This window comes from Tenacibaculum maritimum NCIMB 2154 (assembly GCF_900119795.1).
Taxonomy (GTDB): Bacteria; Bacteroidota; Bacteroidia; order Flavobacteriales; family Flavobacteriaceae; genus Polaribacter; species Polaribacter maritimus.
On the sequence record NZ_LT634361.1, the window covers coordinates 1,836,023 to 1,850,284 of the forward strand.

General features: G+C 29.8%; 13 protein-coding genes and 1 riboswitch. Of the genes, 3 read left to right on the forward strand and 10 right to left on the reverse strand.

Annotation, left to right across the window (positions count from 1 at the left end):
- Position 1: 1 nt before the first annotated feature.
- Entirely contained in the window at positions 2-697 is a 696-nt protein-coding gene (locus MARIT_RS08255; RefSeq protein WP_024740542.1) for an ABC transporter ATP-binding protein, read from the reverse strand.
- 117 nt (positions 698-814) lie between these two features.
- Here MARIT_RS08255 and MARIT_RS08260 point away from each other — a divergent pair, with 117 nt between their 5' ends.
- Positions 815-1,228: a thiol-disulfide oxidoreductase DCC family protein gene (locus MARIT_RS08260; RefSeq protein ID WP_317042249.1), complete on the forward strand. Its 414-nt coding sequence runs from the start codon at positions 815-817 to the stop codon at positions 1,226-1,228.
- A 320-nt stretch (positions 1,229-1,548) separates the two neighbouring features.
- On the opposite strand, the gene MARIT_RS08265 is transcribed toward MARIT_RS08260, so the two are convergent.
- Complete coding sequence (locus tag MARIT_RS08265) at positions 1,549-2,634, reverse strand: YncE family protein (protein ID WP_100211266.1); 1,086 nt, start codon at positions 2,632-2,634, stop codon at positions 1,549-1,551.
- Positions 2,635-2,640: 6 nt separating this feature from the next.
- Positions 2,641-4,518 carry a TonB-dependent receptor plug domain-containing protein gene (locus MARIT_RS08270; protein WP_100211267.1) on the reverse strand — a complete coding sequence of 626 codons (1,878 nt, stop codon included), beginning with the start codon at positions 4,516-4,518 and terminating at the stop codon, positions 2,641-2,643.
- Between the two features lie 28 nt (positions 4,519-4,546).
- A riboswitch (cobalamin riboswitch) is annotated at positions 4,547-4,739 on the reverse strand.
- 54 nt (positions 4,740-4,793) lie between these two features.
- On the opposite strand from MARIT_RS08270, the gene MARIT_RS08275 reads away from it, so the two are divergent.
- Positions 4,794-5,921 carry an ABC transporter substrate-binding protein gene (locus MARIT_RS08275; protein ID WP_024740546.1) on the forward strand — a complete coding sequence of 376 codons (1,128 nt, stop codon included), beginning with the start codon at positions 4,794-4,796 and terminating at the stop codon, positions 5,919-5,921.
- Positions 5,922-5,955: 34 nt separating this feature from the next.
- Here MARIT_RS08275 and MARIT_RS08280 read toward each other — a convergent pair whose 3' ends face one another.
- The 7 genes from MARIT_RS08280 to MARIT_RS08310 form a co-directional block, all read right to left on the reverse strand.
- Positions 5,956-6,564 carry an alpha-ketoglutarate-dependent dioxygenase AlkB family protein gene (locus MARIT_RS08280; protein ID WP_024740547.1) on the reverse strand — a complete coding sequence of 203 codons (609 nt, stop codon included), beginning with the start codon at positions 6,562-6,564 and terminating at the stop codon, positions 5,956-5,958.
- Between the two features lie 50 nt (positions 6,565-6,614).
- Positions 6,615-7,808, reverse strand: coding sequence for a hypothetical protein (locus MARIT_RS08285; protein WP_024740548.1), 1,194 nt, complete (start codon positions 7,806-7,808; stop codon positions 6,615-6,617).
- Positions 7,809-7,884: 76 nt separating this feature from the next.
- Entirely contained in the window at positions 7,885-10,329 is a 2,445-nt protein-coding gene (locus MARIT_RS08290) for a M1 family metallopeptidase (protein ID WP_100211268.1), read from the reverse strand.
- 127 nt (positions 10,330-10,456) lie between these two features.
- Positions 10,457-10,996: a DUF4252 domain-containing protein gene (locus MARIT_RS08295; RefSeq protein ID WP_024740550.1), complete on the reverse strand. Its 540-nt coding sequence runs from the start codon at positions 10,994-10,996 to the stop codon at positions 10,457-10,459.
- 72 nt (positions 10,997-11,068) lie between these two features.
- Positions 11,069-11,584 (reverse strand): DUF4252 domain-containing protein, encoded by a 516-nt coding sequence (locus MARIT_RS08300; protein WP_024740551.1) that lies wholly within the window; start codon positions 11,582-11,584, stop codon positions 11,069-11,071.
- 30 nt (positions 11,585-11,614) lie between these two features.
- On the reverse strand, positions 11,615-12,043 hold the full coding sequence (locus MARIT_RS08305; protein WP_100211269.1) for a hypothetical protein: 429 nt from the start codon (positions 12,041-12,043) through the stop codon (positions 11,615-11,617).
- The gene (locus MARIT_RS08310; protein ID WP_024740553.1) at positions 12,030-12,539 is read right to left on the reverse strand and encodes an RNA polymerase sigma factor; all 510 of its coding nucleotides are present in this window, start codon (positions 12,537-12,539) and stop codon (positions 12,030-12,032) included. Before MARIT_RS08310 ends, MARIT_RS08305 begins: the two co-directional genes overlap by 14 nt.
- 259 nt (positions 12,540-12,798) lie before the next feature.
- On the opposite strand from MARIT_RS08310, the gene MARIT_RS08315 reads away from it, so the two are divergent.
- Positions 12,799-14,217, forward strand: coding sequence for a S41 family peptidase (locus tag MARIT_RS08315; protein WP_024740554.1), 1,419 nt, complete (start codon positions 12,799-12,801; stop codon positions 14,215-14,217).
- Positions 14,218-14,262 lie beyond the last annotated feature (45 nt).

The following is a 14,262-nucleotide window of genomic DNA, read 5'->3' on the forward strand; positions in this document are numbered from 1 at the left end:
ATTAAACGGCTTTTGATGTAACTCCTGTTAACTCATCACTAATAATTACACCATCTTTTAATCGAACTATTCTTTTTGTTTGCTCTGCTACCTCTTCTTCATGTGTAATTACAAAAACAGTCATTCCTTCATCATTGATTTCTTTTAGCAAATCCATTACTGAATTTGTAGTGGTAGAATCTAAAGCTCCTGTTGGTTCATCTGCTAAAACTACTTTAGGCTTAGTAGCTAAGGCACGAGCTATTGCAACTCTTTGTTTTTGTCCTCCTGACAATTCATTAGGTAAATGATTTGCCCAATCTTTTAGCCCCACTTTCTCCAAGTAATCCAATGCTATTTGGGCACGTTCCTTTCTTGGAACTCCTTTATAATATAGTGGCAATGCTACATTTTCTAATGCTGTCTTGTATGAAATCAAATTAAAGGATTGAAAAATAAAACCTAAAAATTTATTTCTAAGAATTGCCGCTTTTTTTTCATTTAAGTTCTCTATCAATTCCCCATTTAAATAATACGCTCCTTCATCATGAGAATCCAATAATCCAACAATATTTAACAATGTTGACTTTCCTGATCCAGAAGATCCCATAATAGAAACAAATTCTCCTTCTTTAATGTGTAAATCAATTCCTTTTAAAACATGTAAAGAATCTTTGCCTATTGGATAAGACTTATGAAGTCCTTTTATATCTATCATATTTTTGGGTTAGTTTTATATTAAAAAGATGCTATTTTATCAATTACTGATCATAAGACGTTGCTTATACTATTTTGTTACATAAATTTGCTGTAAAACTATTTTATATTATTCATAATGAAACTACCCCTTAATAAGAAGATTATTTTATTTGATGGAATTTGTAACTTATGTAACAATGCTGTTATTAAGGTGATTCAATATGATAAAGCGGATGCTTTTGTTTTTGCCTCACTACAATCTGATACAGGTAAGTTTATCATTCATAAAATAGGAATAAATACTATTGAAATTGACTCTATTATTTTATATGAACCGGCTATTTCTTATGATATAAAATCTACTGCTATCTTAAAAATCATGAACGAATTTGGAGGTTGGTGGAAAGTTACCTTGCTCTTTTGGATATTCCCTGAATTTATACGAAATATGGTCTATGACTTTATTGCCAAGAGAAGATACAAATGGTTTGGCAAAAGAGAAAGTTGCATGGTTCCTAACCATCGCTTAAAATCGAAATTTCTAACATAAAAAAGCCCCAAAAAGGGGCTTTTCGACTACAAACCAACGTTTATAGATTCTTCAGGGGAAGGTTCTTATAAAATTCAAAACGAATCCCTATTTCATAACTACTATTATAAACTATAATTCTTATAATCTATTAGCATTCTTCTTCTTAAATATTTGGCGGCAGCAAATATAATAATTCTATTATTTTAAATTTTGAGAATTATCAAAAATCTATCAATTTTTACGGTTTTAATTTAAAATACTTAACATCTCTTAACTTTTAGTAAGTATTTTATTTAAAATCATATCATACTATCTTTAAAAACCTTTAATAGAGAAGCTTAATTAAAATATATTTTAGATGCTCCTAAACCTACCGCTGTTCCGTATTTTTCTTCTTTTGTTATTAAATCTATTACGGATAATTTACTCAAAGATTTAAAAGCATACTCTACTGTATATAAATCGTTATTCTTAACAGCCATTCCGTAAATTTTTCCAACTTCAACACCTTCTTTAGCTAATTCTGTTGCGTTTTCTTCTATCTGATATACTTTTTCTTCTGATGGCGAATAATAATATATCTTACCATTTGCAATATACATTTTCGTACTTCTCTTATTCTCAGAAAACTGCAACTCCTTTACAACCTCAGCAGTAGCTAAATTTATAAAAGATATAGCAGAAGATGTAGAGGTTAATACACTAGTATAATCAGCATTATAGGTTAATGGTTTCCCTTCAGAAAGTACTACTAAATTTCCTTGGTTGTCAAAAAATATTTCATCCGGATTATCTTTTACTGTAACTTTTGTAACTGCATTATTTGCCGCCAAATCTATTATAGAAATAATATTATTAGACGAATAAGCTCCTAAATGAGAAACATATAACTTATTCTCTTTAGCTAAAATGCGCTCTACACCGTTGTCTAAAGAAATAGTTCCAGTTTCTAAAGTATTCGTTGATAAGTTTAATACTGCAACATAGTCATCTGTAGTAGTAGCTCCATCTCCCCAGTTTGTTATATAACCTTTTCCATTACTAATTGCCATATATCTTGGGTTCTTTAAACCTGTTTTAATTTCAGATTTCTTTTTAAAAGTATATCGATCTACAACAACAATCGTATTTGCATCATTTAATATGATATATGCATCTGTATCACTAAATGTAATAGATTGTATCAAACCTCCTAATTGACTATTGTTAACTCCTGTATAAATAAAAGTTCTTGCCAAACTATTTAAATCTTCATCTATATAAGATATTGATCCATCTTTATTTCCAAAGTTTCCTTCCGCACTAACAATAATACCATTGTCGTAGCTTCCTAAAGACTGAGGTAAATCATTATTATCACTAGAACATGATGTAAAAACTAAGCTTATTATGAATAGTTTTAAAATTAGCTTTGTAATTTTCATTTGTATTTAAAATTTATGGTTTATGTTTATATTAAAATTCCTACCTGGCATTGGACGTAAATTTGAGAAATAATAAGCTTCGTTAAAGATATTATTGATTTTTACCCCTATCGATACTTTATTCGCTTTTTTATTAAAAACCCTAGCATTAAATCCTATATTACTAACACTTAGCTCATTCAATGAATAAAAATCTAAATTAATTCCGTTAGTATATACTTTGCTTTCATACAGGCTTTGGACATACATTCCTAACCATTTATACCTATAATCTATATTAAAATTCAATAAATGCTTCGGTACATATGGTAATATTGTATTGCTACCTTTATCTTTAGCAATTGTAAACAAATAATTTGACGAAAGTTTTATATGATGCTTATTGAGTTTTAATTGCCAATCAAAAAACGCTTCCATTCCCTTATTAATCACATCAGCTACATTTGAAGGTTTCCATAAATTAGTTCCTCCTGTAGGCAGCCACAGTATCTTATCTTTAGTATTGATATAAAATGCCGTTGCCGAAATTTTTATATTCTCATTTTTAAAATCAATTCCTATTTCTCCTTGAATTGCCTTTTCAGGAAGTAAATTTAAATTCCCTATGATCGGCCAATATAATTCATTGAATGTAGGACCTCTGTAATTGGTTGACACATTTCCTTTTAACGAAATTCCATCCGTCATTTGCTGGGTAGCTCCTAATGAAAGTGACAGCGGTACTGAAAAATCAGAATTCAACTCTTTTCTTAAATTGAAAGCTGTAGTTAATGTGTTCGTTGGTTTATATATTATTTCTCCTAAAAAAGAAAATACTTTTCTGTATTTCGGTAATATTTTATTCGTTTTACCCTTAACCCAATCATAAATCATGGCATATTTGACATTAAGGAGATTTGAAAATTTATAATTTAAGCTATAATTTATACCATACTGCTCTGAACTTCCGAAATTAAATCTTTTCGTATCTTTGTTTGTGTAGTACCGGTACTCTTGCGTTAGATAAGATACATTTACCAACTGTGTAAATTTTGAAAAGGAATATCTCCATTTTACTAAATTTCTTTGATTAAAATCTTCATTTCTCTCACTACCAGAAGCTGGGTTAGGCAAGCCGCTAGAGAGTAAACGATCTCCATAATATCCTGTGGTATAAAAGAAAAGCTGGTTTTTTTTTGAAAACTGATACCCTATACCAAAATTAATACCATAATTTTTATAAGCTCCATTTTCATTTTTAAGATGTTCGTTTGAATTTTTGTATCTCGTATCAATATATTCATAATCGTTCTTAGAATAATTAATTGTAGAAGATAGTTTTATCGCTACATTACCTACTCCTATATTCGTTTTAAAAAAATTTGATGTTGTGTTAAAACTACCGTACGAAGAAAATAACTGGAAGTTTTTATGTTCTTTAAAATTTAAGTTATCGTTCAAATGAATAGCTCCTCCTATAACTCCTGAGCCATACTTAGCACTTCCGCCCCCACTGTTTACAATCACCTCATCGGAAACACTTACAGGCAAGGAATTAAAATCTACTTGACCGTTTCCTAAACTATTTATTTGAATTCCATTCCATAAAACTACAGTATTTGAGCCAGATGTACCTCTAAAACGTGCTGTACTCACCCCCCCATTTCCATAATCTTTTAAAGCTATTGGACTATTATATCTTAATAAGCTCGTAAAATTTGAAGGATTCTTCTTCAATTGTTTGATGCCTATTCTCAAACTCTTTTGTCCTACCGTAACACCTCCGTTAGTTACCTTTTTTCCTCGAACTACGACTTCTTTCAAAATATTTGATATAGAATCATTTTGAGCAAAAGAATTAAATGCAATGATAAAAAATACTATATAAAATATATGTCCCCTCATAAATACGTCAACTTTTATCCCGAAAGTTTTTTATTTTTTGATAATGGCAGGTCTCCTGACTTGCGTTTTATAACCAACCTTCCCATTTATAAATAAACAGTGGTAAAAGTTACAGTTATAACCTTTTTTAGCTCACAGTTGCGGGAACAGTTTCGGACTTTAACCGAATTCCCTTTTAATTTAATATTCTGAATATTAAAACCAAAATCGAAGCAAATGTAATTTAAAAATTGTTATTACAGAATAGTTTTGTAATCTTGTCTAAAAATATTTTCATGAAACAACAATATTATTCCCTTATTTTACTTCATTTTTTATTATTATTTTCTTGCAAAAAAGCTGCAAAAACTGAAATTAAAGAGTACAACTCTTTATCAACTATCAAGTATGCAAAAGGTTTCGATATTATTGATGATGGAGCTACTAAAACCTTACTGATAAAAAGCCCTTACAGAAATGCTAAACGAGAATTTGCATACACTATTCATAAGAGTACTTCGCCTAATACTGCTAAAAATGCTATTAAAGTGCCTATCAATAAGGTTGTAGTTACTAGTACCACCCACATTCCTATGTTAGAGCTCCTTCAAAAGGAAACCACTATAGTTGGCTTTCCACATACTAAATATATCTCATCAGAAAAAACAAGGGAACTAATAGCTAGAGGGGCTATTAAAGATATTGGCAAGGAGCATTCTTTAAACACCGAAATACTAATAGATTTACACCCTGACTTAGTTGTTGGTTTTTCTGTTAACTCAATAAATAAAGCATATACAACAATTGAAAAATCAGGTATCAAAACTATTATGAACGGAGACTGGCTGGAAGAAACTCCTTTAGGAAGAGCCGAGTGGATCAAGTTTTTCGGAGTTTTATTCGATGAACAGAAAAGAGCTGACAGTATTTTTAATGTTATAGAAAAAAATTATACTAAAGCCAAAAGCATTGCTAAAAATGCTGTACGCAAACCATCTATTTTATCAGGAGCTATTATGAATAAAGATATTTGGAATTTACCTGCTGGAAATAGTTTTGTTGCTCAATACTTAAAAGATGCTAATACAAATTATCTATGGTCAGACACTAAAGGGAAAGGAAGCTTATCTTTAAGCTTTGAAACAATATTAGACAAAGGTAAAAATGCTGATTATTGGATTTCTCCTGGCTATTTTTCTTCTACAAAACAGCTACTCGCTAGTAATCAACATTATGGAGAATTTAATGCTTTTAAAACAAATAATATTTATACTTCCAATCTAAAGAAAGGAGCTTCTGGAGGAATTCTTTACTTTGAGCTAGGACCTACACGCCCTGATTTAGTACTAAAAGACATTATCAAAATTGCTCACCCGAACTTACTACCAGAGTATAATTTTACTTTTTTTCAAAAAATAAAATAAATACCCAAAAATAAGTTCCTAATTAATTAGGAGCTTATTTTTTTATGGTTCTAAATGTTAAATTGATTCTTGGTGTATGCACCTTTTTCGTAGGTGGTAAACGATGTAACCAATTATCTTGAGTTTCTCCTTTCATAAGAAGTAGCGCTCCATGTTCTAAAATAACATATTTCGTTTTCTTTGTTTTTTTATGCTTAAAACCAAATTTACGAACGGCTCCTAAAGTAAGAGAAGCTATTGCCCCATTCTTCTTTAATTCTTTTTCTCCATCCGAATGCCATCCCATTCCTTCTAAGCCTGTGTGATACAAATTTAATAAACACGAATTATACGTTTCTTTTGTCTTAGCTTCAATACGTTCTTTCAACACTAGCAACGGGCTTGTAAAAGGCAATGCCTTCTTGGTTATATTAGAATAATGATACGTAAAAGGCTCCACTCCATACCAAGCTACTTTTCGCTTTGTTGTAATATGTTTCCCTTGAACGATTGCTTCGTCATTTTCCCATCGTATAGTATCCAACAAAACCTTATAAAAATTATCTGCTTCTTGCTTTGATAATATAACTCCATAATAATAAACTACTCCACCCTCTGGTAGTAAGTTTTGAGGTACTTCGCTAAACTGAGAGAATAAATCCATTTAAAACAAATACTTACTGAGACTTAGGTTTTCTGAGTTCATTACCTAGCCTAGTTTCTAAATTTATTTCGTCGAATAATGTATTTTAATTTTTCCTTTAGATCCTTTCCTGTATCATAAACCATTTGCTCGTTTGTTGGAAAACGAATAGCATCTAAATTTATTAAGTTTAAAAAGGAAGTTTCTAAAGCTCTTTTGTCTCCTGTATAATTTGCATAGGAATGTTCAAAAACAAATTCACTTTGAATGGGAAAACTTCTTATCAATTTATTACTATAGTTATTTATATAGTTTACTACTCCTTGAACCATACAACTTTTAAATTGCGTAAACCTATACAACTCACATCTTACATTTAAAAGTTTGTCTACCTTAATATTATATCCTAAACTATCTTTTACATAATTCCCTTTGCTATCAAGCAAATATTCATAGCCATCTTTGATCTGCTTCTCTCTAATAATTTCTTTTTCATGTACTTGTTCTGGTGAAATATTAATTTTTACTAGGTTTAATTCCAAATCAAAATCGTAATCTATATACTTGCTCCTATTGGTATGATATACCGTCCAAAAATTATTCAATCCATAAGTATCCATTGCCAATAAATCTTCTTCTAATCGACTTGGTATGATTTGTTGGGTTTCATTATTAATCGACACATATACATAATCTGTTCCTTTAACATGTATCTCTTTCATCATATTTTTTATATCCTTATAATTAGGGTTAATTTTACTTATATATTCCAAGTCTTTAAATACCTCTCTGTATATAAACTTATCATCACTACCTTCTTTCAATAAACTTGCTCCCTTATTATATAAATATTCCGATAATTCTTCCTTTGTTTCTAAAATAGATTGATCGTAATTAACAAAATTAAAATTGACCTCTTTCCCTGTTTTATAATTAAATAAAGGTAATAGAGGCTTTATTCTTTCTTGCCTATTATTTAACTTTAAATACAATTCGTATGTCTTTCTAAAATCTGATGGATTTGCTTCTTTTTTTAAAAATTCGATTCTACTTTTGTCTCTTGTTACTGCCTTTTGAAAAGCTTCTTTCAACATTGCCACATATGGCTGATTTTTTTCCTTTTTCTTATTTTTCTCTAATTTTTTTAGTGATAAGGAAATTGCTTTTTCATAATCACCAGAGTTAATTGCTTTCTGAGTAGTCTTTACACTATTACATGACATTATTACACCTGCCGAAAGTAAAAATAGTAGTATTTTATTCATAAAATTTAGTTTCGCTGAAAAAGACAATTATTGTGCCACACCAGTTCGTTTTTCAACTATTTATTTCTTCTTTAAATTATTCTAATAATCTGGCCATTGCATTTTTTATAACTGCTATATTTTTTTCTTTATTTGCAGTATTTCTATCCTTTTGAAATACGATCATCTGTCTTAATAAATTAACTCCAACTTTATCAAAATCATATTGCTTATACTGCTTTCCTTTTGCAACAATATCATTTACTAAATTTAGTATTGCTTTTGTATTATTACTTTTCCCTATTTTTTCATAAGCTCTTTTGTACAAAGACTGAGTAACTTTATCATTTCCTAAAAACATTCCTGACATAATATTTTTAGCAATAAAAACAAGTTCTTTATCATCTTGCTCTTCTATATAAATGCGAGTTAAAGGTATTGCTATTAACTCACGAACTTCATTAGGTAACTCTTTAGATTTTTTAATTACCATTGATTTGTCTATATAATACATTGCTACCAACGATTTTCCTAAAACGGAATAGGAACTGCTCTGCAATCCTTTCATAAAAACTCGTTTTAACGCAGGATCTATCAACTTCCCTAACGTTTCAATAGCGGCAGCTTGTACCAGTGTTTTTGTATCAGTTTCCGCTACTTTAATAATTTCTTCAATTACGTTTTTCTTAGCATATTTATTACCTAAGTTTATATTTTCTAATGCCAGTATTCTTATTTTATAATAAGGGTCATTTATAGCCCCTGCAATTGCATTAAAAGCCTTTTTATCCTCTTGCTTTTTTGCTACTTCCAATAAAGCTTCTTTACGATGTGCATAGTTTTCAGCGTGCTTTAATTGATAAATATAATCGCTTAATACTTTATTTTCATTAATATCACACAACAAAACTCCATCAGCATTTATTTGGATTAAATCAGGTTGTTTCTCATAAGAAAATTTAAACGAAGCATCTTTTCCTTCTACAAAAACATGATGACGCTTCTTTTTTCCTTTTTCAAAAATATCTATTGCCAATGGAAATTTAAACTCTTTCAATTGAGTTTGAACAACATTAACAGATACCGTTTTTTCGAGAATATTATAATCATACGAAACCGTTATATTAGGATGTCCACTATTAAAATACCATTGGTTAAAAAACCAATTCAAATCTTTTCCCGTTACCTTTTCAAAAGCCAAACGTAATTGATGTGCTTCTCCTGTACTATACTTGTTATCTTCTAAATATCGATTCAAACCTGCATAAAAAGCTTCATCTCCTAAATAATTTCTCAACATATGTAAAATAGCCCCTCCTTTATTATAACTGACGGCATCAAACATATCTTCTCTATTTGAATATGTAAAGCGAACCAAATGTTTATCATAATTTTGCCCACTTTTGTATCCTTCTACAGCTTCTAACAAATGTGCATCAGCATCATCTTTTCCATATTTATATTCTCTCCATAAATACTCGCTATAATTAGCAAAACTCTCATTTACCGTTAAGTTACTCCAACTTTCAGCCGTTACTAAATCTCCAAACCAATGATGAAATATTTCATGAGCAATTGTATTTTCTTGGCGATTATAATCTATTAGCTGCCCTGGTTTTTGATAAGCTCTCTCTCCATGAATTACGGCAGTTGTATTTTCCATGGCACCACTTACATAGTTACGCCCTACAATTTGATGATATTTATTCCATGGATACGGTATGCCTGTTATTTTAGAAAAGAAGCCTATCATTTCTGGAGTCAATCCAAATATTTGTTTTGCATACGGAGCATATTCTTTTTCTACATAATAATGAACTGGAATATCTTTATAATTATCTTTTACAATTTCATAATCTCCTACGCCCATAAAAAATAGATAAGGAGCATGCTTTTTTTCAAAGTTCCAATAATCAGTACGTGTTCCATCAGCATTTTCTGTTTGTTTTTCTAACTTCCCATTAGATAAGGTAACGTATTTACTAGGAACTGTCATGTAAATTTCTTGAGAGGTTTTTTGATTCGGAGCATCAATCGTTGGAAACCAACAACTACTTGCTTCCGTTTCTCCTTGCGTCCAAACTTGAGGAGATTTCCCTTTACTTTTATCTTCATCAATAAAATAAAGTCCTTTTGCTTCTGTAATCGCTACACTTCCTTTTTGTTTTACCTTTTCAGGACGCGCTGTATAACTTATAAAAATAGTATAGACCTCCCCTCTACTGTACTCCTTAGGTAACTTTATTACTAGTTTTGAACCATCATAATCATAATTCAATATGCTAGTATCCAGCATTATTTTATGAATTACCATTGCTTTGGCATCTAAAATAAGTTCTTGTGTTTTATAAAAATGAGGCTTTAACGTTATCCATGCCGTTCCATTTAACTCCTTATCTTTAAAGTTAAAACTCACTTTTAACTTTGTATGAATCAAATCATTAACCTTTTCCCTTTCTCCTTTATAAGAAGTGTTATTTTGCCCAAAAGCTAGTAATATAGTACATGTAAAAATTATTGAAAGTATGTTTTGTAGCCTCATAATCATTTTCTTAAAACATCAAAAATAATAAAATAACTTGGTTGCCTTGTTAATAGCTAGTTAAAAAGAAATCTCCATAGTAGTGTTTCACTACTATGGAGATTTCTTTTTATAAAATGGTAAAGTGCTAGTTTCTTTTTTCAAAAACTTTTTTCAAAGCATTGATTAATTCACTGTCCTTGTCAACTTTCAATTCTTTCATTACTTCTACGATTTTCGAGGGCTTCATTTTATCTCCTAAGATACGAGCAATTCCTACTCCTATTTCCTTTCCATAACCAAAAACTACAACTTCATTAACGCTATCACCCTCTCCTGTATAATAAATATTTATTTTTGAACCACTATCAGACACCCTTATTAATTGCTTATAAGCTGGATTTTTTTCTATCTTTTTTAACTTGCTTTTTTCTTTATCGTAATTTTCTTCATTATCTGCTATAGGTAAAACTGCTATATTTATTTTCTTTACAGTTTGTAACACTTCTTTTGCTTCATCAGAAACACCATTTTTTAACTGTAGCATGCTTCCTGCAATATCAAAAGTAATAAACTCCTCTTTATTTTGTGCTTCTACCAAATATTCCTGTACAGAATATTCATTTTTACAAGATATAAGAATAATTCCTACTAATAAATAAACTATTGGCTTTATTATTTTCTTCATTTTTTAATTTCTTTTAAAATTAAAAAGCCTAATTAAAATACCATCAACTACGCTTTCTATTCAATACATTTTTTATTTTTTTTCTTTAGCAATGGTATCTGCAATTTCTGATAATTTGTTAATATCAATTAATCCTGTCAAAGAAATTACTGCTGCATCCATACTTTTTTTTCCTTCATTATTTTTTTTAAATCCTTTAGCGTACATCAGTACTTCCTTTACATAATCCTTATTTTTACCTGAAGCTACATATATCTTAACACGCGAACCTTCATCTTTGGCTCTCATAAGTTCTATCATTTTAGACTTCTTTATTGAAGCATTCACCATACTTTCCATTTCTGCAGCTACCTTTGATTTACTCGTTTTAAATACTTTTAATTCCTCCAAATTTTTAATCATATTAAAAATTTCTACGGCTTCGTTCCCATCATTCTCTACTTTAAATTTAGATAAGATTTCAAAAGCATCTTTATTTACAATTACTGAAGAAACTCCATCCATATCTTCCAATTTATCAAAAATAGATTGTCCAAAATTAGCACTTGACATTCCTATAAATACGATTAATAATATTATTTTTCTCATTATTTTATTGTTTACTTGATTTTATTTAATTTACTTAGTTTCAAAAATTTTGTTTACTGTATTTTCATATGTATATAAACTTACAATAGCTTCATCGCTCTTTTTTAAATTTACCGATAACATTTCAAGCGCTTCTTTTACCTGTCCAAATTGCTTTTCTATCTTTCTCTGTTGGTAATAATTATTGCCCATATATATACTAAAAAGCAAGGTTATAGAAGCTGCTATCGACAACCATTTCCAATTCTTTTTTTTGCTTTCGTTTGGCTTCAACTGAATCTCTTTTTCACAAAATTCTTCTTTACTTACCTTAAAATACTCAAATAGCACTTTGTATTCTTGTAAATGGGGTGCTACCTCTTCTGATAAGAAATAGTTTTTTAGCACTGTTTCTTCCTCCAAAGTCGTTTCTCCATTTAAGTATTTCTCTATTAACTTTTCTATGTTAGCTAACTCCATAGTTATGTTGTTTAATTAATGCTTCTCTTATCGTTTTTCTCGCTCTTGACAATGTTACTCTTATGGCTGTAGGCTTCATTCCTACAACTTTCCCTATTTCTTCAAAATCGTATTCTTCTATATCTCTTAATTGAATAATAATTCTTTGTTTTTCTGGCAATGTATCTATCAATTTATGTACTTGATTGATACTATCCTTGTATTCTATTTTCTTACCTAAGCTCGTTTCTTTTTCTTTGTAATTATTATGTATCAAAGTTAAATTACTTGCTTGCTTCGATTTTAACCTGTCAAAACAATAATTTTTGATCATTGTCATTGCAAAAGCTTCTATATTTTTATACCCTTTAAGCTTTTCTTTATTTTTCCACAACTTGAAATATAACTCTTGAGTTGCATCTTCTGCCTCTTCTGTTGAAACTAATAGCCGCTTGGCTAGTCGAAAAACTTTGTTTTTAAATGGTAAAACAGCTTTTATAAAGTCTGATTGTTTCATTTGTTTGGTTTAGTTTGTTGTAATTGCTAATAAACGATACGGCTATATTTAGCAACCTACAGCATTACGACGACACCGAATATATTTTGTTACAATACTCGATAAAATTATTTTCTCAAACAACGGTCTTACTTAAACTTTTTTAATTTTTACTTATCTCGAAAAAGTTTAATAAAACTTTTCTTAAATAGGAAAATTATATACTATATGTACTATAATTTCATAAATTGCGTTAATTATTTAAGAAATTATCATCTCTATGAAATTAATACAACTGCCTTTATTTATACTTACAGTACTTTTTGTTTTTTCTTGTGATAAAAAAGAAGCTGTTCCTGCAAATGTTGAAATACAAAGTTTCGTTTGGAAAGGATTGAATGCTTACTATTTATGGCAAGAAGAAATCGAAGACTTATCTGATCGTCGTTTTACTTCAGATCAACAACTATTTAATTACCTACAAGGTTACGAAAACCCTGCTAATTTATTTGAAAACTTACTATATGAAAGGGGAATTACTGACAAATGGTCATGGATTGTTGATGATTATATTGCCTTAGAACAAGCTTTCCAAGGAACAACGGAAACAACGGGAATGGAATTTGGGTTAAATAGCTTTATTAATGATAGCTCTAAATTATTTGGCTATGTTAGATATGTTGTAACAGGTACAGACGCCGAAAATAAAGGCATCACTAGGGGCATGCTATTTACAGAAGTTAACGGTACGCAAATCACTAAAAATAACTATAGAAATTTATTATTTTCTAAAGAAAATTCTTACACAATAACCTTGGCTAATTATAATAATGGAAGTCCTATTACCAATGGTACAACTATTACTTTAAATAAAAGTCAATACACAGAAAATCCCATACACAAAAGTACTATTTTTAATGAAGGAGGTAAAAAAATAGGATACCTGATGTACAATTCTTTTACGACTGATTTTGACGATGAATTAAATAATGAATTTGCTACATTTAAAAATGAAGGTATTACCGACTTAATTATTGATTTACGTTATAATGGAGGAGGTTCCGTTCGAACAGCTACTTATTTAGCCAGTATGATTACAGGCCAATTCAACAATCAAATATTCGCCAGCCAACGTTGGAATAAAAAAATAATGGATCATCTTAATACTAGTAATTTTACAAATAATTTTACTGATAAAATCGATAATGGAATCGTAACCCAAACCATTCATAGTGTTGGATTAGAAAATATCTATTTTATTACTACAAATAGTTCAGCTTCAGCTTCAGAACTTTTAATTAATGGATTAGCTCCTTATATAAATGTAAAACAAGTAGGTACTAAAACTCATGGTAAATACGTAGGCTCTGTAACTCTATATGATTCTCCAAACTATACTAGGAAAGATGCCAATCCGAATCATAATTGGGCCATGCAACCTATTGTCCTAGAAATTGTGAACAAAGATGGCACTAACAGTAAAGATGGCTTTAGTCCTACTGTTGAACTTCCGGAAAATTTTGGCAACCTAGGAATACTGGGAGATAGAAACGAACCCTTACTTGAAAGAACAATTTCTTTAATTACAACTGGCGCAAAAGGCTTCTCTTCTTTAAACGTGTTTGATGCTCCTAAAGAGTTTTCGAATTCTAAGTTACATACACCTACTCGTAATAATATGTACGTAGAATTAAAATAGAGATCATACAGCTTACTACAAAAAAAACAAGGAGTGATTGAATTC

Excerpts from the sequence above, each read along its gene's own strand:
- MARIT_RS08255 (WP_024740542.1), bottom strand. The coding sequence starts at position 697 with ATGATAGATATAAAAGGACTTCATAAGTCTTATCCAATAGGCAAAGAT.
- MARIT_RS08260 (WP_317042249.1), top strand. The coding sequence starts at position 815 with ATGAAACTACCCCTTAATAAGAAGATTATTTTATTTGATGGAATTTGT.
- MARIT_RS08265 (WP_100211266.1), bottom strand. The coding sequence starts at position 2,634 with ATGAAAATTACAAAGCTAATTTTAAAACTATTCATAATAAGCTTAGTT.
- MARIT_RS08270 (WP_100211267.1), bottom strand. The coding sequence starts at position 4,518 with ATGAGGGGACATATATTTTATATAGTATTTTTTATCATTGCATTTAAT.
- MARIT_RS08275 (WP_024740546.1), top strand. The coding sequence starts at position 4,794 with ATGAAACAACAATATTATTCCCTTATTTTACTTCATTTTTTATTATTA.
- MARIT_RS08280 (WP_024740547.1), bottom strand. The coding sequence starts at position 6,564 with ATGGATTTATTCTCTCAGTTTAGCGAAGTACCTCAAAACTTACTACCA.
- MARIT_RS08285 (WP_024740548.1), bottom strand. The coding sequence starts at position 7,808 with ATGAATAAAATACTACTATTTTTACTTTCGGCAGGTGTAATAATGTCA.
- MARIT_RS08290 (WP_100211268.1), bottom strand. The coding sequence starts at position 10,329 with ATGAGGCTACAAAACATACTTTCAATAATTTTTACATGTACTATATTA.
- MARIT_RS08295 (WP_024740550.1), bottom strand. The coding sequence starts at position 10,996 with ATGAAGAAAATAATAAAGCCAATAGTTTATTTATTAGTAGGAATTATT.
- MARIT_RS08300 (WP_024740551.1), bottom strand. The coding sequence starts at position 11,584 with ATGAGAAAAATAATATTATTAATCGTATTTATAGGAATGTCAAGTGCT.
- MARIT_RS08305 (WP_100211269.1), bottom strand. The coding sequence starts at position 12,043 with ATGGAGTTAGCTAACATAGAAAAGTTAATAGAGAAATACTTAAATGGA.
- MARIT_RS08310 (WP_024740553.1), bottom strand. The coding sequence starts at position 12,539 with ATGAAACAATCAGACTTTATAAAAGCTGTTTTACCATTTAAAAACAAA.
- MARIT_RS08315 (WP_024740554.1), top strand. The coding sequence starts at position 12,799 with ATGAAATTAATACAACTGCCTTTATTTATACTTACAGTACTTTTTGTT.